We start from the raw sequence: 19,968 nt of genomic DNA, 5'->3' as shown, positions 1-19,968 counted from the left end.
GTGTCGCGGGACGGCGGGCCCGTGCCACGGCGGAGGTGAGGGAGTGGCCGGTTCCCCGGTGCAGGTGACGGGAACGGTGCTGACGACTCGGCGGGTGGAGGCCTACCATGCGCTGACCGTCGTGGCGCCGGCCGTCGCCGACCGGTTCCGGCCGGGCCACTTCGTCACCGTCGGCGTGGGCGGGCCGTACACGTCGATGTTGACGCGGCGGGCGTTCGCGATCCACGACGTGAAACCGGACTACGGCGGCACGGTGGAGTTCGTCTTCAGCGTGCGCGGTCCGGGGACGGCGTGGCTGGCGGACCGCAGGGCGCGGGACACGCTGGACCTGGTCGGCCCGCTCGGGCGTCCGTTCCCGTTGCCGCGCGATCCGTGCACGTGCGTGCTGGTCGGCGGCGAGTACGGCTCCGCGTCTCTCTTCGTGCTGGCGGACGTCCTGCAGCGCCGGGGGTGCCGGGTCGACTTCGTGCTGGGCGCCTCCAGCGCCGACCGGGTGTTCGGCGCGTTGCGCGCCCGCCGGATGGGCGAGACGACGACGCTGACGACCGAGGACGGCTCGCTGGGAATGCGCGGGGAGGTGACCGACGTGCTCGCGGGCGTGATCGCGGACGCGCGGGCGGACGTGGTCTACGCGTGCGGGCCGATGGCGATGCTGCGCGGTGTGACGCGGGTGTGCGTCGAGTTCGGCATCCCGGCGCAGGTGTCGGTGGAGCAGTCCATGGCGTGCGGCGTCGGCATCTGCATGACGTGCGTCGTCCCGGTCATCGACGAGGACGGCGTGACGCGCATGGTCCGGGCCTGCACGGACGGCCCGGTGTTCCTGGGCGAGCGGGTCCGCTTCGACGACGTCGGGACGATCCCGTTCGACGCTCTGGGCGCTCCTGGAGGGCGGCATGGGTAGGCGTGAGAGTGTCCCGGGCCCCATCGCGTGCGGCGCGTCCGCGGCGCGGGACGTGGGCGTGACGGTGTCACTCCCGGAGGCGGCGCGGGGCGTGGGTGTGACGGGTTCACGCGCTGCGGTCCCGGGGCGGGACGGGGAGCGGCATGGCCGTTGACCTGAGGAGCTACCTGGGCCACGTGGAGCTGCCCAACCCCGTCCTGACGGCCTCCGGCTGCGGCGGCACCGGCCGGGAGCTGGCGCAGTTCTTCGACGTGACGCGGATCGGCGCGTTCGTGACCCGTTCGATCACGATGGCCCCCAGAGCCGGGCGTCCGACGCCGAGGATGGCGGAGACGCCGTCGGGCATGCTGAGCGCCGTGGGCCTCCAGGGGCCCGGCGTGGAGGTGTTCGCGGAGCGGGAGCTGTCCTGGCTGGCCCAGCGGGGAGCGCGCACGATCGTCTCCATCGGCGGCGGCAGCGTGGCGGAGTACACCGCCCTGGCCCGGCGGCTCGCCGACGCCCCGGGGATCACGGCCGTCGAGGTGAACCTGTCCTGCCCGAACGTCGAAGACCGGGGCCGGGTCTTCGCCCGGGACGGCTCGGCCGCGGCGGAGGTCGTCGCGTCCGTGCGGGCCGCGACGCGCTACGACGTCCCGGTGATCGCGAAGCTCGCGCCGGACGTGGCCGACGTCGTCTCGCTGGCCCGCCTGTGCGTGGACGGCGGGGCCGACGCACTTTCCATGATCAATACCCCACTGGGTATGAGCGTGGACGTCGACACCATGCGCCCGTCGCTCGCCGCCGGCACCGGCGGCCTGTCCGGGCCGGCGATCAGGCCGCTCGCGGTCCGCTGCGTCTGGCAGGTCCACGCGGCGCTTCCGGGCGTGCCCATCGTCGGCATGGGCGGCGTGATGACGGGCAGGGACGCCCTGGAGCTGGTCCTGGCGGGCGCCTGCGCCGTCGCCGTGGGCACCGCCCTGTTCCACGACCCCTATGCCTGCCAGCGCATCCTGAGGGAGCTGGAAGAGCTCCTGCAGGCGCGCGGCTTCGACCGCCTGGCCGATGCCGTCGGGCTGGCGCACCGACCCGCCGGGGCAGGTCCCCGGAACCGCATCGAACTGGAGGAGAGCTCCCTGTGACCCCCGCACCCATCGCCGTCGCCCTCGACGCGCCCGACCTGGAGACCGCGGCCCGGTGGGCGAGTCTGGTGACGCCCCACGTCTCGACGGTGAAGGTCGGGCTGGAACTCTACCTCCGTTACGGGCCCGACGTGATCGATTCCGTGCGCGGGGCGAGCGGCGTCCAGGTCTTCCTCGACCTCAAGCTGCACGACATCCCGAACACGGTCGCCGGGGCGACCCGCGCCGTGGCGCGGCTCAAGCCGTCCATCCTGACCGTGCACGCGTCGGGCGGGTCCGCGATGATCCGGGCCGCCGTCGAGGCGGCCGGTCCGCAGACCCAGATCGCCGCCGTGACGGTCCTCACGTCGCTCTCGGAGGCCGATCTCGCCGCCATCGGCTTCGAGGGACGTCCCGACGACTCCGTGCGCCGCCTGGCGGCTCTCGCCGTGGGCGCGGGAGCCCAGGCCCTGGTCTGCTCGCCCCGCGAGGTCGCCGCGGTGCGTGCCGAGGTCGGACCCGGGATCACGTTGATCACTCCGGGTGTGCGGCCCGCCGGCGCCGACACCCAGGATCAGGCAAGAGTAGCGACCCCGGAGGACGCGCTCGTCGACGGGGCCGATCTTCTGGTGATCGGCCGGCCCATCACGGGCTCGTCGGACCCGGGTGCCGCCGCCGCGACGATCGCCGCGGCGCTCCGCAAGGTGGACGTGTCCCGTTCAGCGGGCGCGGCTTCGCACGCACGCTGAGAGACCCCGGCGGCGTCCGGAGGGGCCGTCGCCGGTTTCTGTGGCAAAGATCATCCCAGATCTTTCCCGCGCTCGCGTCACACCCCTCGCCGATGCCGCCCCGTGGGCCCTTCTGGGGGGCTCCGCACGGGCCCTCTGGGGCGGCTCCCGGTTCGTGGATGTCCGCCCGCGAGCCTCCGGAAGGCCCCCTGTGGAGCCGTTTCCCGGCGTTCCGCGGCCCGTCGGCGTACGGCCGCCGGCCGGTCCCGGAGCCCCGTACGAGGCCCGTCACGGACGGTTCGGAGGAGGGCTCTCCTCCGTGGCTGATGAGGCGGTTTTCATCGACAGAGTGTGATTTTCCAGGTACTCAAAGTAATAGATTCAATTTTGTGGTGAGAGAAACCTGGCTTGACGTTGCCGGAGTGGGCATGGACCAGCTAGTTTCCCCTCCCGTCCGAGTACATCGACAGAAATTCGAGGTGACCCGGCGTGGCTCTTCCTCCCCTGACTCCCGAGCAGCGCGCGGCGGCACTTGAGAAGGCTGCCAAGGCTCGCAAGGAGCGTGCCGAGGTCAAGAACCGGCTCAAGCACGGCGCGGTTTCTCTGGCTGAGGTGCTGAAGGATGGGCAGACCGATGACGTCATCGGCAAGATGAAGGTCTCGGCTCTGCTGGAGTCGCTCCCTGGCGTGGGCAAGGTCCGCGCCAAGCAGCTCATGGAGCGCCTTGGTATCGCCGAGTCCCGCCGCGTGCGGGGTCTCGGTGCCAACCAGCGCGCTTCCCTGGAGCGGGAGTTCGGCGGCGCCGAGAGCTGATCTCGGCTTCGCTGCAAGATTTACGGGGGATATCGAGTGACCGATACGTCCTGGCCCGGCGAGGATCGGGCCCGCCAGGCAGCCGCTTCCAGCGGGTCCGGGACATGTGCCGGTGACTCCATGCCTCCGCACCGCCGCCTGACGGTCCTCTCCGGTCCGTCGGGCGTCGGGAAGTCCACGGTCGTCGCCGAGCTCCGGCGGTCGCACCCCGAGGTGTGGCTGTCGGTCTCGGTGACAACCAGGAAACCCCGCCCTGGCGAGACCCATGGCGTGGAGTACTACTTCGCCGACGACGCCGAGTTCGATCGCATGATCGCCTCGGGAGAGCTCCTGGAGTGGGCCGAGTTCGCCGGCAACCGGTACGGGACGCCCCGCACGCCCGTACTCGAACGGTTGGCCGCGGGTGTGCCGACGCTGCTGGAGATCGACCTCCAGGGCGCGCGGCAGGTGCGTGAGAGCATGCCCGAGGCGCTGCTCGTCTTCCTGGCCCCGCCGAGCTGGGAGGAACTGGAGCGGCGGCTGCGCGGGCGCGGCACGGAACCCCCCGACGTCATCGAGCGCCGCCTCGACGCCGGGCGCGTGGAGATGGCCGCCGAGAAGGAATTCGACCTCACTCTTGTCAACACGTCCGTCCAGGGCGTATGCGGTCGCCTGATAGCCTTGTTGGCCGGTACTGCGGAGGCTTAGGACTCCGAGACGACCGGACGTCCACCTAGCTAGGGGAAGCATCAACGTGGCAACCAGCGGCACCTATGCGGAAGGCATCACCAACCCGTCGATCGACTCGCTGCTCGACATCGTCGACAGCAAGTACAGCCTTGTCATCATGGGCGCGAAGCGGGCGCGCCAGATCAACGCCTACTACTCCCAGCTCGGCGAGGGCCTGCTGGAGTACGTCGGGCCCCTCGTGGAGACCCACGCCCAGGAGAAGCCGCTGTCCATCGCCCTGCGCGAGGTCAGCGACGGCCTGCTCACCTCCGAGCCCATCGAGGGCTGACGGCGCTCAAGGCGCCCGCCCCGCTCGCGCGGGAGGCGCGCGGGAGGTTTCACAACGTGAGATCGGTGGTCCTTGGGGTCAGCGCCGGCATCGCGGTCTACAAGGCGTGCGAACTGCTCCGCCTGTTCACCGAGTCCGGCCACGACGTGCGGGTCGTCCCGACCCGTGACGCGCTGCGTTTCGTCGGCGAGCCGACCTGGGCCGCGCTGTCGGGCAACCCGGTGACCACCGAGGTGTGGGAGTCGGTCCACGAGGTGCCGCACGTGCGGATCGGGCAGCACGCCGACCTCGTCGTCGTGGCGCCCGCCACCGCGGACGTGCTCGCCCGGGCCGCGCACGGCCTGGCGAACGACCTCCTCACCAACACCCTGCTGACGGCCCGCTGTCCGGTGGTGTTCGCGCCCGCGATGCACACCGAGATGTGGGAGCACCCCGCCACCCGGGCCAACGTGGCGACGTTGCGCGAGCGCGGCGCGATCGTCATCGATCCGGCGGTCGGACGGCTCACGGGGGCGGACAGCGGCCCCGGGCGGCTGCCCGACCCGGCCGAGATCTTCGAGGTCTGCCGCCGCGTCCTCGCCGGGCGCCCGGCGGACCTCGCCGGTCGGCACGTCGTGATCTCCGCCGGGGGCACCCGCGAGGCCATCGACCCGGTCCGTTTCATCGGCAACCGCTCGTCGGGCCTGCAGGGCTACGCCCTCGCCCGTACGGCCGTGGCCCGCGGCGCGGAGGTGACGCTGGTGTCGGCCAACGTCGCGCTGCCCGACCCGGCCGGGGCCAAGGTGGTGCGGGTCGAGACGGCCACCGAACTGCGCGAGGCGGTCGTCTCCGCCGCCGGGCACGCCGACGCCGTGGTCATGGCCGCCGCGGTGGCGGACTTCCGCCCGGCGACGCACAGCGACACGAAGATCAAGAAGTCGGCGGCCGAGCCGGACCCCATCCACCTGGTGAAGAACCCGGACGTGCTGGCCGAGCTCGGTGAGATCCGCCGCGAGGGGCGCGCGCCGTCCCCGCGCGTCATCGTCGGTTTCGCGGCCGAGACCGACGACGTGCTCGCCAACGGCCGGGCCAAGCTCGAGCGCAAGGGCTGCGACCTGCTCGTGGTCAACCAGGTGGGGGAGAACCTCGCGTTCGGCACCCCCGACAACGCCGCCGTGGTCCTCGTGGCGGGCGGCGACCCGGTCGAGATCCCGCGAGGGCCCAAGGAGGATCTCGCGGACGTGGTGTGGGATCTGGTGGCCGCACGACTCGCCTGACCGGCGCTTTTCCTCTTTCCAGGCTGGGTAAGTCGGTCTTTTGGGATCTTCCAGGGCGACGGTGCTTCGCGGGGCCGTACCCGGTGCGGCTACACTCAGCGGAGCATTGTTGACGTCAGCAGCCGCTGCATGAGGAGCCACGAGTTGTCCCGTCGCCTGTTCACCTCCGAGTCGGTTACCGAAGGCCACCCGGACAAGATCGCCGACCAGATCAGTGACGCGATTCTCGACGCCATGCTCAAGGACGACCCCAAGAGCCGTGTCGCCGTCGAGACGCTGATCACCACTGGCCAGGTCCACGTCGCCGGCGAGGTGACGACGGAGACCTACGTCGACATCCCCGCCCTGATCCGGGACAAGATCCTGGAGATCGGCTACGACGCCTCCCACAAGGGCTTCGACGGTGCCTCCTGCGGTGTGTCGGTGTCCATCGGCGCGCAGTCGCCCGACATCGCGCAGGGCGTCGACGACGCCTATGAGCACCGTGAGGGCGAGGGCGTGGACGACCTCGACCGCCAGGGCGCCGGCGACCAGGGCCTCATGTTCGGCTACGCCTGCCGCGAGACCCCCGAGCTGATGCCGCTGCCGATCACGCTGGCGCACCGGATGGCCCGCCGCCTGTCCGAGGTCCGCAAGAACGGCACCATCCCCTACCTGCGTCCGGACGGCAAGACCCAGGTCACCATCGAGTACGACGGCGACCGCCCGGTGCGGCTCGACACGGTCGTCGTGTCGACCCAGCACGCCCCCGAGATCGACCTGCGCGAGATGCTCACACCCGACATCCGCGAGCACGTCGTGGAGCCGGTGCTTGCCGATCTCGAGATCGAGGTCGAGGGCTACCGGCTGCTCGTCAACCCGACCGGCCGCTTCGAGATCGGCGGCCCGATGGGCGACGCCGGTCTGACCGGCCGCAAGATCATCGTCGACACCTACGGCGGCATGGCCCGCCACGGCGGTGGCGCCTTCTCCGGCAAGGACCCGTCGAAGGTCGACCGCTCGGCCGCCTACGCCATGCGCTGGGTCGCCAAGAACGTCGTCGCGGCCGGCCTCGCCGACCGCGCCGAGGTCCAGGTGGCGTACGCGATCGGCAAGGCTCAGCCGGTGGGCGTGTTCATCGAGACCTTCGGCACCGAGAAGGTCCCGGTCGCCCAGATCCAGGAGGCGGTGCTCAAGGTCTTCGACCTGCGCCCGGCCGCCATCATCCGCGACCTCGACCTGCTGCGCCCGATCTACTCCGAGACCTCCGCGTACGGCCACTTCGGCCGCGAGGGCTTCTCGTGGGAGTCCACGGACCGCGCCGACGCCCTGCGCGAGGCCGTCGGCCTCTGACACGTCCAGCAAGCGGCACCCGTCGTCTCCGGCGGGTGCCGTTTCGCGTTCCGCCGACGCCGCTCCCCGCCCCGGCGGCCAACCCCTCCGTACGGCCCGGCGGTGGGGCCGACGGCATCTGGTAGGACAGGAAAAGTGACCGTTCCGACATCGCCCGAGGGCCAGGAGGCGCTGCTCGCGATGCCGGAGCGCGGGCCGCGGCGGATCGCCGGGGCCGCGGGGCCGACCGGGAGGAAGCCGGGCCCGGCCAAGGGCGCTCCCGAGCCGGCCGCGCAGGCTCCGGTGGCGCGGGTCGTGGTCGACACGCCGCTGCCCCACCTGGACCGGCCGTTCGACTACCTCGTTCCGGCGTCCATGGACGCCGACGCCGTGCCGGGCTGCCGGGTGCGGGTGCGCTTCGCGGGGAAGCTCACCGACGGCTTCCTGCTCGAACGGGCCGAGAACACCGACCACGAGGGCAGGCTCGCGTTCCTGGAGCGGGTGATCTCACCCGAACCCGTGCTGACGGCCGAGATCGCCGGCCTCGCCCGGGCCGTCGCCGACCGCTACGCCGGGACGATGTCCGACGTCCTGCGTCTGGCCGTGCCGCCCCGGCATGCGAAGGTCGAGGCCGAGCCCCGGCCACCCCAGGAATCGGCGACCAGCGCGCAGGGCGCCGCACCGGGGGGCGCCGACGGTGGTGGGACGGGCCGGTCGGAAACGGAGGGCGCCAAGCCGGGCCGGTCTCCTGCGGCGGGCGCAGGGCCGGGTGGTGCCGACCGGGGAGGGACGGGCCGGTCGGACGTGGACGCGGGCCACTGGCGTGCCTATCCCGCCGGGGAGTCCTTCCTCGCCGCCCTCGCCGACGGGCGCTCGCCCCGGGCCGTCTGGTCCGCCCTGCCGGGCACCGATCGGGACGGGCCCTCCTGGCCGTACGCCGTCGCGGCGGCCGTACGGGCGACCCTGGCGAGCGGGCGCGGCGCCGTCGTCGTGCTGCCCGACGGGAAGGACGTGGCGCTGGCGGACCGCGTGCTCGGGGACACTCCCCATGTCGCGATCACCGCCGATCTCGGCCCGGCGGAGCGCTACCGCCGCTGGCTCAGGGTGCTGCGGGGGGAGGTGCCGGTCGCCGTCGGCACCAAGGCCGCGGCCTTCGCCCCCGTGGCCGACCTCGGCCTCGCGGTCATCTGGGACGACGGGGACGATCTGCACGATGAGCAGCACGCGCCCTACCCCCACGCCCGCGAGGTGCTCGCGCTGCGCGCCCACCGCGCCGGCGCGGCCATGCTGATCGGCGGGTACGCGCGGACGGTGGAGGCCACCCGGCTGATCGCCTCGGGGTGGGCCAGGCCGCTGGTGGGCCGGCGCGAGGAGGTCCGGGCGCGGGCTCCGCGGGTGCGTCCGGCGGGCGACGACGCCGAGATGGCCAGGGATGAAGCGGCCCGTGCCGTCCGGCTGCCGAGCCTCGCCTGGCGGGCGCTCAGGCGGGGGCTGGAGCACGGTCCCGTGCTGGTCCAGGTGCCGCGCAGGGGATACCTGCCCGTGCTCGCCTGCCAGAACTGCCGCGCCCTGGCCCGGTGCGGCCACGCCGGGTGCTCGGGGCCGCTGGCGCTCCGCTCCGGCCACGCCGCGCCGTACTGCCGCTGGTGCGGGCGGATCGCGGGCGACTGGCGCTGCGGCGCGTGCGGCGGGCGCCGGGTGCGCGCCGTCGTCACCGGCTCCCGGCGCACCGCCGAGGAACTCGGCCGCGCCTTCCCCTCCGTCACGGTGCGTACGTCCGGACGGGACGAGGTCCTCGCCACGATCGGCGCGGCGCCCGCCCTGGTCGTCGCCACCCCCGGAGCCGAGCCCGTACCGGACGGGGGATACGCCGCCGCCGTGCTGCTGGACGGCTGGGCGCTGCTCGGCCGCCCCGAGCTGCGCGCCGCCGAGGAGGCCCTGCGCCGCTGGATGAACGCGGCGGCGCTGCTGCGGCCGGGGGCCGAGGCGGTGGTGCTGGCCGACTCGTCGGTCCCCGCCGTACAGGCGCTGGTGCGATGGGACCCGGTCACCCACGCCGAGCGAGAGCTGGGGGAGCGCGCGGAGCTCGGCTTCCCTCCGGTCACCCGCGTCGCCACGCTGACCGGGCCGCCGTCGGCGGTCCGGGAGATGCTCGCCTCGGTGGAGCTTCCGGCCGGGGCCCAGGTCCTCGGTCCCGTACCGGTCGAGGGGCCGCGATCCGGCGGCGACCGGGAGAGCGAGCTGGAACGGGCGATGATCCGGGTGCCGCGCGCCCAGGGGGCGGCGCTGGCGCGGGCGCTCAAGGGAGCGAGCGGGGTGCGTTCGGCGCGCAAGGCGGCCGACCTCGTGCGGGTGCGCGTCGATCCGCTCGACCCTGTGTGACGGCGACGCGGGCCGGCCGGCGGTGCGGTGCACCTCCGGGACCTGCGGTTTCCTGCGTCTTCGCCGCCGATTCGCGATGCTGTCAGTAACCCGTTAGCGTCTCCCTGTGTCGATCGAATGGGTGAACCGCGCTGTCGACGACCTGCGCGCGTGGGGGCGTGAGAAGGGCGTCGAGGTCGACGTCGACGAGGTGCGCTTGCTGTGCGACTACGCCAGCGACTACCTGGAGGTGAACGAGCTCGGCGATTTCCGGCCGGGAACGTTCGAAGAGCTGCTGCTGGAGATCTATCCGCGTAAGGTCATCGCGCCGCCTGAAAGCGCGGGCGAGACCGTCGCCGCCGCGCGCACCCTCGTCGAGTTCCTCGTCGACTCGGGTGAGATCGGCGCGAAGACGGCGGAGCGCATTCGGGTCGCGCTCGACGAGATCGCGCCCGAGATGCCCGCCGCCCTCGCCGACACGAGCAAGTTCGGCATGGCCAAGAGCATCTTCAGCGCCATCGACGCCGACTCGCTCGACCTGGCCGACCCTCTCGCCGTCCAGCGGGCGGTCGATGAGCTCGACGGCCTCGACGAGGACCCCTGCGACTGTCCGGGCTGCGCGCCGCTCCCGGCGGTGCGGCTCGCCGCGCCGTCCGAGATCGCCCGTGCCGTACGCGAGGTGCCGCTGCTGCGGGACGCGCACCAACTCGTGGTGTGGATGTCCGAGGGCGGCAGGACCGCCACGGTGAGGAAGGCGCTGCGGGTCAAGGACGCGCGGGAGGTCGAGCGCGAGCTCTGCCTGGGCCGGCCCGGGCTGGCCTGGCGGCTGGCCCTCGACCTCGGCCTGGCCCGGCTGGACGGCACGGCGGTGCTCCTGGAGGAGGGATTCGTCCCCCTGGAGTCCCGCGACGAGGAGGACCTGCTCGACCTGTGGGCGGCGACGGTGGAGTTCCTCATCGAGGCCCCCGTCGAGATCACCGGCAACGAGGTCGTGGACGAGTCCGTCTACGCGGTCCACGACCTGCTGTACCGGCTGCAGGTGCCGGTGCCGCCGGACAGCGTCGGCGAGTACCTCCGCGAGCTGGCCGTGGCCGAGCGGGTGGAGGGCGTCGACGAGGCGCTGGAACGGCTCGTCTACACGGGCACGGTCCACCACGTGGGCGGCGGCGTCGCGCTGACCCCGCACGGGCTGTGGGGCCTACGGGAGCTCTACCTGGAGATCGGGCTGGAGCCGCCCATCGCGGCCGACCTGGCCGAGGGCGACGCGAGCGGCCTCGTCTCGGGGCTCATCACCAGCGGGCTGCCCGCCGAGGTGGCCGAGGGTGACATCGACCGGTGGCTGGCCCAGCGCACGCCCGAGCAGGCCGCGGCCGAGCTGCTCGCCGCGGTGGTGGGGGCGCCGGCCGAGATGCGCGGCATCGCCGTCACGATCGTGGACCGCCTCCCGGCCGGGGCGGAGCCCGCGGTGACCCGCTGCCTCGACGATCCGGAGCTGCGGCCGCACGCCATCCACTGGCTGGCGTCCCGGGGCCTGCCCGCGCCCGCGCTCACGCAGGACGAGCTGCTCTGGGTCAGCGTGGACATGCTCGCCCTCGCGCTGCCCGCCGCCCAGATCGACCCGGACGGCTTCGCCGAGAACATGGCGGTCTCCGGGCCTCCGCCGCACCTGATCGAGGACATGTGGCGGGTGGACCACCCCGACGTGGTCGAGGTGCTCGAACTGCTCGGCAACACGCTCCCCGACAAGGTCACCGCCAAGGCGGCCCGTAAGGCCGCGTTCAAGGCCCGCTCGCGCAGCATCCGCTGACCCGCGCGGGGCGGCTCCTCCGGGGAGATCGACGAAACGTTCACGGGTGCGCACCGGCGCCCGCCTGCGTGCGTTCGCGAGACGCCTGAGGAGGAAGCGGCGAACGGCACAGCAGGCGTCGTATGTGGAGTAAGTTGCTGTAATGGCCGACAGCGACGCCCTCACTTTCCCGCCGGTCGACCTCGCCCCCGACGAGGAACTGGTGCGTGCCGTGCCCCTGGTGCCGCTCGTGCGTGACGCCGTACGGCTCGCGCGGTGGACCGGGGTGCGCGAGGTCACCGAGGGCGGGCTGCTGACCGAGAAGGACGCGGCGGCCGCGGTCCGCGAGCTGGGCCTGGAGGCCCGCCGGCTCCGTCTCATCTGGATCGTCGCGGTGAACGGCCGCCTCATCGAGATCACGAAGGCCGGCGCCCGGCCCGGCCCACCGGTCCACGACCTGCTGGAGTTCTGGGACGGCGTGGTCATGGACGTGCTCGACCGCACCGACGAGGGCTTGACCGGCTCCAGCGTGATCGACGAGCACCTGACCGAGATCCTCGCGACCATCTACTCGGTCCGGACGGGCATGCCCGTCGCCGCCCTGGCCTCGGGCATCCTGCAGGCGCACGAGGTCGGCTGCGAGGCCCGCCCGGCGGAGTTGCGGCGCCTGCGGATGACGCTCGCCGCCGAGCTGGCCGACGCGCTCGGCTTACTGGAGTACTGCGGACTGATCGAGCCCGTCGCCGAGGTCGTACGGCTGACGCCGCCCGGCGTGTGGGCGGTGCGCCGCGACCTGCTGAGGGAGGGGCACGACGCGCCCTCCCTGCACGAGGTGGCGGGGTTCGCCGAGCTGGGCGCGGCGGAGCTGATCGAGGCGATGTTGGAGGGAAAGGCGTCGTCGAGCGTCGCCACGCTGTGGCTGGAGCGGCGGATCCCCGAGGACGCCGCCCGCGAGCTCATCAAGATCGCGGCGTCCGGGAACGCCGCGCAGCGGGGCACGGCCGGCACGATCCTGGAGGAGCTGGGCCCCGAGGCCGAGCCTGCCGTCCGTGAGGCGCTGTCCGAGCCGATGATGTGGCGGTACGCCGCGGCCTGGCTGGGTGTCCGCGACCTGGAGGCGCCCGCGCTGAGCGAGAGCGACGGCGCCTGGGTGGCGGTGGACACGCTCGCCGCCCTGCTGTACATCGGCTCCGGGGGCGAGTCGGTCGGGCAGATCGACATGCTGGGAGAGGACCTGCGCACGCTGGTCCCCGAGATGGGCCGCACCGAACACCCCGACGCCCTGGCCGTCCTGGAGATGCTGGGCCGCCACCACCCCGACGTGGTCATCGCCAAGTCGGCGCGCAAGACCGCGATGAAGGCCCGCTCCCGGATCGCCTGATCCACCACCACCGCCCAGATCGCGTCCGCCGTCGTCCGGGGGCACTCGCACGGCCACGGCGTTCCGGGCGCGCGGCGGCGCTCGGCATTCGGGCTCGGTGCCGGAGGGCCGTAAACTGGGCTGATCCCTGGAACTTGACGTCACCTGATGTGAACGGAGCCCTCTGTTGGCCATTCAGCCGATCCGCCTGTTCGGCGACCCGGTGCTGCGCACCCCGGCGGAGCCGGTGGTGGATTTCGACAAGGAGTTGCGCCGGCTCGTCAAGGACCTCACCGACACGATGATGGACGCGCCGGGCGCCGGGCTCGCCGCGCCGCAGATCGGCGTCGGGCTGCGCGTGTTCACCTACTACGTGGACGACCAGCTCGGCCATCTGATCAACCCCGACCTCGACCTGTCCTCCGAGCTCGACGAGGAGGGCGAGGAGGGCTGCCTGTCCTTCCCCGGACTGTCCTTCCCGACGCCCCGCGCCATCAGGGCCGTGGCCAAGGGCTTCAACATGCACGGCGATCCCGTCGTGCTGGAGGGCACCGACCTGATGGCGCGCTGCTTCCAGCACGAGACCGACCATCTCGACGGCGTGCTCTTCATCGACCGCATGGACGCCAAGCAGCGCAAGCAGGCGATGCGGGCCATCCGCGAGGCCGAGTGGAGCGGGCTGTCCGCCCCGGCCGTCAAGTTCTCTCCGCACGCGACGCGGGGGAGGGCCATCTAGTGCGCCTCGTCTTCGCCGGCACGCCGGACACCGCGCTGCCCTCGCTGCGCGCGCTGCTGGACTCGTCCCGGCATGAGGTCGTCGCCGTCGTCACCCGCCCCGACGCGCAGTCGGGCCGGGGGCGCAAGGTTCACCCCAGCCCCGTGGCCCAGCTCGCCGACGAGGCCGGCATCGAGGTGCTCAGGCCGGCGAAGGCCGGGAACCCCGACTTCCTCGACCGGCTGCGCGAGATCGGCCCGGACTGCTGCCCCGTCGTCGCGTACGGCGCGCTGCTGCCGCAGTCCGCGCTGGACATCCCCCGGCACGGGTGGGTCAACCTGCACTTCTCGCTGCTGCCCGCCTGGCGCGGCGCGGCGCCGGTCCAGCACGCCGTGCTGCACGGCGACGAGATCACCGGCGCCGCGACCTTCCGCATCGTCAAGGAGCTCGACGCGGGCCCCGTCTTCGGCGTCGTGACCGAGCCGGTACGGCCCGACGACACCAGCGGCGACCTGCTCGGCCGCCTCGCCGAGTCCGGCGCCGAGCTGCTCCTCGCCACCCTGGACGGCATCGAGGACGGCACGCTGGAGGCGCGCGAGCAGCCGCACGACGGCGTCAGCCTCGCCCCCAAGATCGACGTGGACGACGCCCGGGTGGACTGGACGGCTCCCGCCATGCGGGTGGACCGCCTGGTCCGCGCCTGCACGCCCGCTCCCGGCGCGTGGACCGAGTTCCGCGGCCAGCGGGTCAAGGTCGGCCCGGTGAAGCTCGCACCCGACGCGGACCGGCTCGGTCCCGGGGAGATCAGGGCGGCCAAGAACAGCGTTCTGGTCGGCACCGCGTCCCACCCGGTCGAGTTGGGCGAGGTGCAGCCGCAGGGCAAGCGCCTGATGACGGCGGCGGAGTGGGCGCGCGGCGTGCGCGTGACCGGCGAAGATCGGCTGGGCTGAGCGACGTGAACAGCGACAACCGCGGCGGACGGAACCGCTCCGGGCAGAACCGCGCCGGAGGCGGCCCCGGCGAGCAGCGCCGCGGCGGGCAGGACAGGTCCGCGCAGGAGGGCGCCCGCCATGGGAAGGGCGGCCCGCAACGGCGCGGTGGAGGCCAGGGCGGGCGGCGCGGCCCGGGCAGGCCGGTCAGGGACGAGGCGCGCAACGCCGCCTACGACCTGATGCGCGCCGTCGACGAGCGTGACGCGTACGCCAACCTGCTGATGCCGACGCTGCTGCGGCAGCGGAAGATCACCGGTAGGGACGCGGCGCTCGCCACCGAACTGGCGTACGGCACGCTGCGCGGGCTCGGCACGTACGACGAAGTCATCGCGATGTGCAGTGACCGCGCGCCGGAGGAGGTGGACCCGCCGCTGCTGGACGCGATCCGGCTCGGCGTCCACCAGCTGCTGCGGACCCGCATCCCCGCGCACGCGGCGGTGAGCGCGACCATCGACCTGGTACGGCTCCGCGTGGGCAGCGGCCCCGCCCGGTACGCCAACGCCGTGCTGCGCAAGGTCGCCACCCGGACGCTGGAGGAGTGGCTGCCCATCGTCGCCCCGCCGCGCGAGGACGACCCCGTGGGGAATCTCGCGGTCACCTACAGCCACCCCGCCTGGATCGTCGCCGCCCTGCGGGACGCGCTCGGCGGCGACGTCGAGGAGACCGCCGCCCTGCTCGCCGCCGACAACGACCGGCCCAAGGTGGCGCTCGTGGCGCGGCCCGGCCGGTGCTCGCTGGACGAGCTCGTCGCCGCCGGGGCCGAGCCGGCCGCGTACTCGCCGTACGGGGCCTATCTGCGCGACGGCGACCCGGGCGCCATCCGGGCGATCGGCGAGGCGCGGGCGGCCGTGCAGGACGAGGCCAGCCAGCTCGTCGCCCTCGCCCTCACCCGGGTTCCCCTGGAGCAGGACGCGCGCTGGCTCGACATGTGCGCCGGGCCGGGCGGCAAGGCCGGGCTGCTCGACGCGGTGGCCACCCAGCGGGGCGCTCGCCTGCTGGGCGCGGACGTGCAGTATCACCGCGCCCGGCTGGCCTGGCAGGCCACCGCGGAGGCCAAGATCATCACGGCCGACGGCACCGAGCCGGCGTGGCGGCCGGGCGCGTTCGACCGGGTGATGCTGGACGCTCCCTGCACCGGGCTGGGCGCGCTGCGCCGTCGCCCGGAGGCGCGCTGGCGGCGCGACCCGCGCAGCATCCCCGAGCTGACCGCCCTGCAGCGGCGGCTGCTCGCCACCGCGCTCGACGCGGTACGGCCCGGCGGGGTGGTGGCGTACGTGACCTGCTCGCCGCACCTGGCCGAGACCCGGACGGTGGTCGGCGACCTCGTGGGGAACGGGCGGGCCGAGATCCTGGACGCCAGGGAGTACCTGCCGGAGGTCCCCGGCCTCGGCGACGGCCCGTACGCGCAGTTCTGGCCGCACCGCCACGGCACCGACGCGATGTTCCTCGCGCTGCTGCGCCGCAGGTGAGACGGGCCGCGGGCGTGGCCGGGACGGGGCCCGCCGCCGGGGGAACCCGCGGCGGGTCCGGGAGCCGACCCGGCTAAACTCGGGCATCATGGCCGTACAGATCTCGCCCAGCATCCTGTCCGCAGACTTCTCCAGGCTCGCCGACGAGGCGACCCGGGTGGAGGGCGTCGCCGACTGGTTGCACGTGGACGTCATGGACAACCACTTCGTGCCCAACCTCACGCTCGGCCTGCCCATCGTCGAGTCGCTGCTCAAGACGACGTCGCTCCCGATCGACTGCCATCTCATGATCGAGAGCCCGGACCGGTGGGCGCCGTCGTACGCGGAGGCGGGCGCGGGCAGCGTGACGATCCACGCCGAGGCGGCCAAGGCGCCGGTGCGGACGCTGCGCGCCATCCGCTCCGCGGGCGCGCGCTCCGGGTTCGCGCTCAACCCGGCGACCCCCGTGGACTACTACGAGGACCTGCTGCCCGAGATCGACATGCTTCTGGTGATGACGGTCGAGCCCGGCTTCGGCGGCCAGAAGTTCCTTGACGTGGTGCTGCCCAAGCTGTCGCGCGCCCGCGCGCTCATCGAGAAGTACGGCGGCGAGGTGTGGCTGCAGGTGGACGGCGGCGTCTCCGCCGAGACGATCGAGCGCTGCGCGGAGGCCGGGGCCGACGTTTTCGTGGCCGGCAGCGCGGTCTACGGCGCGGAGGACGCGGCCAAGGCCGTACGCGACCTGCGGGCGCTCGCCGCGGCCGCCCAGCAGGCCTAGTGCCACGGCACTAGGGAGTGTCAGACACGACCTGGCGTTGGCCGGGTCGGTCACTTCGCCGGAAGGAACCTCCGGTCATCGTGAAGCGAGCTTCGCCGGGCCTTCCAGTCCTCGCTCCCTTCCGCTCCGCTCCCTCGATCCAGGTGAACGCTTGCCGACAGCGCGTCCGTATACACCCCATTAGGTCCGGAGCCTCGGTCTGGAAATCCTCCAGCAGGAAGGACTTGATCGACATAGGGTGCGGATGTGGCAAATGGTGCATATCTGAGATACCCCCACTTGCATGACGACCTCCTCACCTTCGTAGCGGACGACGACGTCTGGCTGGCGCCCGTGGGCGGCGGCAGGGCCTGGCGGTTCACGGCTGACCAGGTCGCGGTCTCCCACCCCCGGTTCTCTTCCGACGGCACGCACATCGCGTGGACGAGCACCCGCGAGGGCGAGCCCGAGGTGTTCGCCGCCGATCTGGAGGGCGCCGAGAGCGAGCGGCTCACGCACTGGGGCAACGCCATGACGGGCGTGCGGGGCTGGACCGAGGACGGGAACGTGCTGGCCGTCACCGCCGCGGGCCACGGCTCACGCACCCGGCTGTGGGCCTACGCGGTTCCGCTGGACGGCGGCCAGGCGAAGGCTCTGCCGTACGGCAGGGTCAGCGAGGCCGCGGTCAGCGGCCCCAAGGTGGCGGCCGTCTCGGCGGTGTGGCGCGAACCGTCGCAGTGGAAGCGTTACCGCGGCGGTACCGCGGCCAAGATCTGGGTGGACGCCACGGGTGACGGCGAGTTCACCCGCCTGTTCGCCGACAACTCTGCGCAGCATTGGTCGGTCATGTGGGTGGGGGAGCGCCTGGCCTTCCTCGCCGACACGGACGGCGACGGCAACCTGTACTCCTGCCTGCCCGACGGCTCGGACCTGCGCCAGCACACCACGCACCGCGGCTTCTACGCGCGCCATGCCGCATCCGACGGCTCCCGCGTCGTCTACAGCCTCGGCGCCGAGCTGTGGCTGCTGGAGAGCCTGGAAGCAGAGCCGTACAAGCTGGACCTCACCCTGAGCGGGCCGCGCCCGGCCCGGGCCAAGCGGCCGGCGCCGAGCAAGGTCGACAGTTTCGCGCCGGACCGTACCGGGCGGGCCAGCGTGATCGAGATCCGCGGCACCGCCCACTGGCTGACCCACCGCGACGGCCCAGCGGGCGTGCTGCGCGCCGAGCCCGGCGTCCGGGTACGGCTGCCGCGGCCTCTCGACGACGCCGGCCGGGTCGTCTGGGTGTCGGACGCCTCCGGCGAGGACGCGCTGGAGATCGGCGCACCCGGCGGTGAGATTCGCACGCTGGCCGCCGGTCAGCTCGGCCGGGTGCTCGACCTGGCCGCCGCGCCGGACGGCAAGCACGCCGCGGTCGCCACTCACGACGGGCGGCTCCTGGTGGTGGACGTCGACTTCGGGAACGTCCGCGAGCTGGACCGCACCACTCACGGCGACGTGAGGCAGCTGACATTCTCGCCGGACTCGGCCTGGCTCGCGTGGGCGCATGCCTACCAAGCCGAGCGCTGCCACCTCAAGCTGGCCCGCGTGGACGGCGGCACCGCGATCGAGGTGACGCCGCCGCGCTTCAACGACTACAGCCCGTCCTTCACCGAGGACGGCAAGTACCTGGCCTTCCTGTCTGACCGCACGTTCAACCCGGTCTACGACGCCCACGTCTTTGACCTGTCCTTCCCCAGCAGCGGCCGGCCGTACCTGGTGCCGCTCAAGGCGACCACGCCCTCGCCGTTCGACCCCTCGCTGGCGGGCCGCGGTTTCAACGGGGAGGCCGACGCCAGTCCGGACGCCGGGAACGATGGCACGTCCGACACGCCGCCCGTGACCGAGGTGGATGCCGACGGGCTGGCGGCGCGGATCGTGCCTGTGCCGGTACCCGCCGGCACCTACTCCAACCTGCGTGCCGCCAAGGACGGCCTGCTGTGGCTGCGCCATCCGCTCAACGGCCAGCTCGGCGACGGCACCGAGCCCGGCGCGCCGATCCTGGAACGCTACGACCTGACCAAGCGCAAGGTCAGCGAGCTGGGCAGGGAGTTCCGGGCCTTCGAGGTCAGCGGCGACAGCACGCGCCTGGTGGCCACCGGCAAGAACGGCCTGCAGACCCGCGCCACCGGAGAGGACGGCGAGGTCGTCACCATCGACCTGGACCGTGTGGCCGTGACCATCGACCCGGTCGCCGAATGGCGGCAGGCCTACAACGAGGCCGGGCGGCTCATGCGCGACCACTTCTGGCGCGCGGACATGAACGGCGTCGACTGGCAGGCCACGCTCGACCGCTACGCCCCGCTCGTGGAGCGGATCGGCACCTACTCCGAGCTGATCGACCTGCTCTGGGAGGTCCAGGGTGAGCTGGCCACCTCCCACGCCTACGCGCGACCCAACGGCGCCGCCCGCGATCCCAAGCGCCGCCAGGGCCAGCTCGGCGCCGACCTCGCCCGGGACGAGAACGGAGTGTGGCGGATCAGCCGCATCCTGCCCGGGGAGTCCTCCGACCACGAGGCCCGCTCGCCGCTGCTCGCGCCCGGCGTCGCCGTCCGGGAGGGCGACGCGATCGTCGCCGTGGGCGGGCGCCGGGTCGACCCGGTCCGCGGGCCGCTGGCCCTGCTGTCCGGCGCGGCGGAGCGGCCCGTGGAGCTGACCGTCCAGCCCGGCTCCGGCGGCGAGACCCGCCGGGTCGTCGTCACGCCCGTCGCCGACGAGACGCCGCTGCGGTACCACGACTGGGTGGCCGGACGGCGGGCGTTCGTGCGTGAGGCGTCGGGCGGGCGGCTCGGCTACCTGCACGTGCCGGACATGGTGGCCAACGGTTGGGCGCAGTTCCACCGGGATCTGCGTGCCGAGATGGGTTTCGACGGGCTCATCGTGGACGTCCGCGACAACGGCGGCGGTCATGTCTCCGAGCTGGTGCTGGAGAAGCTGCAGCGCCGGGTGACCGGGTGGTCGCTGGCCCGGGGGTACGAGCCGATGCGGTACCCGGACGACTCGCCTCGCGGGCCTATTGTGGCCGTCACCGACGAGTTCGCCGGGTCGGACGGGGACATCGTCAGCGCCGGGATCAAGCATCGCGGCATCGGGCCGCTCGTGGGCACGCGGACCTGGGGCGGCGTGATCGGCATCGACATGCGGTACTCGCTTGTGGACGGGACCGTCGTCACTCAGCCGCGGTACTCGTTCTGGCTGGAGGGCGAGGGGTGGGGCGTGGAGAACCACGGCGTCGTCCCGGACGTCGAGGTCATCGTGACGCCGCAGGACCTGGTCGCCGGGCGGGATCCGCAGCTGGCGCGGGCGGTGGAGCTCGCCTTGGCGGCGCTGGAGGAGAGGGGTCCGGCGACCCCGCCGGAGTTGCCGCCGCTGCGGTGACGAGTGGTGAGAGTACGGGAGGCCGCGGA

16 protein-coding genes are annotated in these 19,968 nt (G+C 73.1%); all 16 read left to right on the top strand.

The genetic code is table 11. The annotated features are described in order from the left end of the window. Window positions 1–43: 43 nt before the first annotated feature. The 16 genes from AWQ68_RS05995 (at window position 44) to AWQ68_RS05920 (ending at window position 19,939) form a co-directional block, all read left to right on the top strand. Window positions 44–901, top strand: coding sequence for a dihydroorotate dehydrogenase electron transfer subunit (locus AWQ68_RS05995; protein WP_066935957.1), 858 nt, complete (start codon window positions 44–46; stop codon window positions 899–901). Window positions 902–1,044: 143 nt separating this feature from the next. Next, complete coding sequence (locus tag AWQ68_RS05990; protein WP_066935954.1) at window positions 1,045–2,019, top strand: dihydroorotate dehydrogenase; 975 nt, start codon at window positions 1,045–1,047, stop codon at window positions 2,017–2,019. Beyond that, entirely contained in the window at window positions 2,016–2,747 is a 732-nt protein-coding gene (gene pyrF / locus AWQ68_RS05985; RefSeq protein ID WP_066935951.1) for an orotidine-5'-phosphate decarboxylase, read from the top strand. The genes AWQ68_RS05990 and pyrF overlap by 4 nt, the downstream gene beginning before the upstream one ends. 468 nt (window positions 2,748–3,215) lie before the next feature. Further along, the gene (mihF, locus tag AWQ68_RS05980) at window positions 3,216–3,539 is read left to right on the top strand and encodes an integration host factor, actinobacterial type (protein ID WP_030450375.1); all 324 of its coding nucleotides are present in this window, start codon (window positions 3,216–3,218) and stop codon (window positions 3,537–3,539) included. Window positions 3,540–3,659: 120 nt separating this feature from the next. Further along, complete coding sequence (gene gmk, locus AWQ68_RS05975) at window positions 3,660–4,226, top strand: guanylate kinase (RefSeq protein ID WP_066935948.1); 567 nt, start codon at window positions 3,660–3,662, stop codon at window positions 4,224–4,226. 46 nt (window positions 4,227–4,272) lie between these two features. Next, window positions 4,273–4,536, top strand: coding sequence for a DNA-directed RNA polymerase subunit omega (gene rpoZ / locus AWQ68_RS05970; protein ID WP_066935945.1), 264 nt, complete (start codon window positions 4,273–4,275; stop codon window positions 4,534–4,536). A gap of 56 nt (window positions 4,537–4,592) precedes the next feature. Next, window positions 4,593–5,792, top strand: a complete 1,200-nt coding sequence (coaBC, locus tag AWQ68_RS05965) for a bifunctional phosphopantothenoylcysteine decarboxylase/phosphopantothenate--cysteine ligase CoaBC (RefSeq protein WP_066935942.1) — start codon at window positions 4,593–4,595, stop codon at window positions 5,790–5,792. A 144-nt stretch (window positions 5,793–5,936) separates the two neighbouring features. Beyond that, window positions 5,937–7,124, top strand: a complete 1,188-nt coding sequence (gene metK / locus AWQ68_RS05960; protein WP_066935940.1) for a methionine adenosyltransferase — start codon at window positions 5,937–5,939, stop codon at window positions 7,122–7,124. Between the two features lie 180 nt (window positions 7,125–7,304). Then, a complete protein-coding gene (locus AWQ68_RS05955) occupies window positions 7,305–9,485 on the top strand; it encodes a primosomal protein N' (protein ID WP_084463729.1) in 2,181 nt (726 codons plus the stop codon). Window positions 9,486–9,591: 106 nt separating this feature from the next. Continuing rightward, window positions 9,592–11,271: a hypothetical protein gene (locus tag AWQ68_RS44060; protein WP_066935934.1), complete on the top strand. Its 1,680-nt coding sequence runs from the start codon at window positions 9,592–9,594 to the stop codon at window positions 11,269–11,271. Between the two features lie 142 nt (window positions 11,272–11,413). Then, window positions 11,414–12,631 carry a hypothetical protein gene (locus tag AWQ68_RS05945; RefSeq protein ID WP_066935932.1) on the top strand — a complete coding sequence of 406 codons (1,218 nt, stop codon included), beginning with the start codon at window positions 11,414–11,416 and terminating at the stop codon, window positions 12,629–12,631. A 166-nt stretch (window positions 12,632–12,797) separates the two neighbouring features. Continuing rightward, window positions 12,798–13,346 carry a peptide deformylase gene (gene def, locus AWQ68_RS05940; protein ID WP_066935929.1) on the top strand — a complete coding sequence of 183 codons (549 nt, stop codon included), beginning with the start codon at window positions 12,798–12,800 and terminating at the stop codon, window positions 13,344–13,346. Continuing rightward, the gene (fmt, locus tag AWQ68_RS05935; protein ID WP_066935926.1) at window positions 13,346–14,275 is read left to right on the top strand and encodes a methionyl-tRNA formyltransferase; all 930 of its coding nucleotides are present in this window, start codon (window positions 13,346–13,348) and stop codon (window positions 14,273–14,275) included. Before def ends, fmt begins: the two co-directional genes overlap by 1 nt. A 5-nt stretch (window positions 14,276–14,280) precedes the next feature. Continuing rightward, window positions 14,281–15,786 carry an RsmB/NOP family class I SAM-dependent RNA methyltransferase gene (locus AWQ68_RS05930; protein WP_066935923.1) on the top strand — a complete coding sequence of 502 codons (1,506 nt, stop codon included), beginning with the start codon at window positions 14,281–14,283 and terminating at the stop codon, window positions 15,784–15,786. A gap of 88 nt (window positions 15,787–15,874) precedes the next feature. Beyond that, window positions 15,875–16,543: a ribulose-phosphate 3-epimerase gene (rpe, locus tag AWQ68_RS05925; RefSeq protein ID WP_066935921.1), complete on the top strand. Its 669-nt coding sequence runs from the start codon at window positions 15,875–15,877 to the stop codon at window positions 16,541–16,543. Between the two features lie 246 nt (window positions 16,544–16,789). Next, window positions 16,790–19,939 (top strand): S41 family peptidase, encoded by a 3,150-nt coding sequence (locus tag AWQ68_RS05920; protein WP_066935918.1) that lies wholly within the window; start codon window positions 16,790–16,792, stop codon window positions 19,937–19,939. Window positions 19,940–19,968 lie beyond the last annotated feature (29 nt).

The sequence above is a fragment of the Microtetraspora fusca genome (assembly GCF_001570365.1).
GTDB lineage: Bacteria > Actinomycetota > Actinomycetes > Streptosporangiales > Streptosporangiaceae > Microtetraspora > Microtetraspora fusca.
This window is presented reverse-complemented; position numbering and strand designations above follow the sequence as displayed.

Bases quoted from the DNA above. Each gene is read 5' to 3' on its own strand.
- AWQ68_RS05945 (WP_066935932.1), top strand. From the start codon at position 11,414: ATGGCCGACAGCGACGCCCTCACTTTCCCGCCGGTCGACCTCGCCCCC.
- AWQ68_RS05990 (WP_066935954.1), top strand. From the start codon at position 1,045: ATGGCCGTTGACCTGAGGAGCTACCTGGGCCACGTGGAGCTGCCCAAC.
- rpe (WP_066935921.1), top strand. From the start codon at position 15,875: ATGGCCGTACAGATCTCGCCCAGCATCCTGTCCGCAGACTTCTCCAGG.
- AWQ68_RS05955 (WP_084463729.1), top strand. From the start codon at position 7,305: ATGCCGGAGCGCGGGCCGCGGCGGATCGCCGGGGCCGCGGGGCCGACC.
- gmk (WP_066935948.1), top strand. From the start codon at position 3,660: ATGCCTCCGCACCGCCGCCTGACGGTCCTCTCCGGTCCGTCGGGCGTC.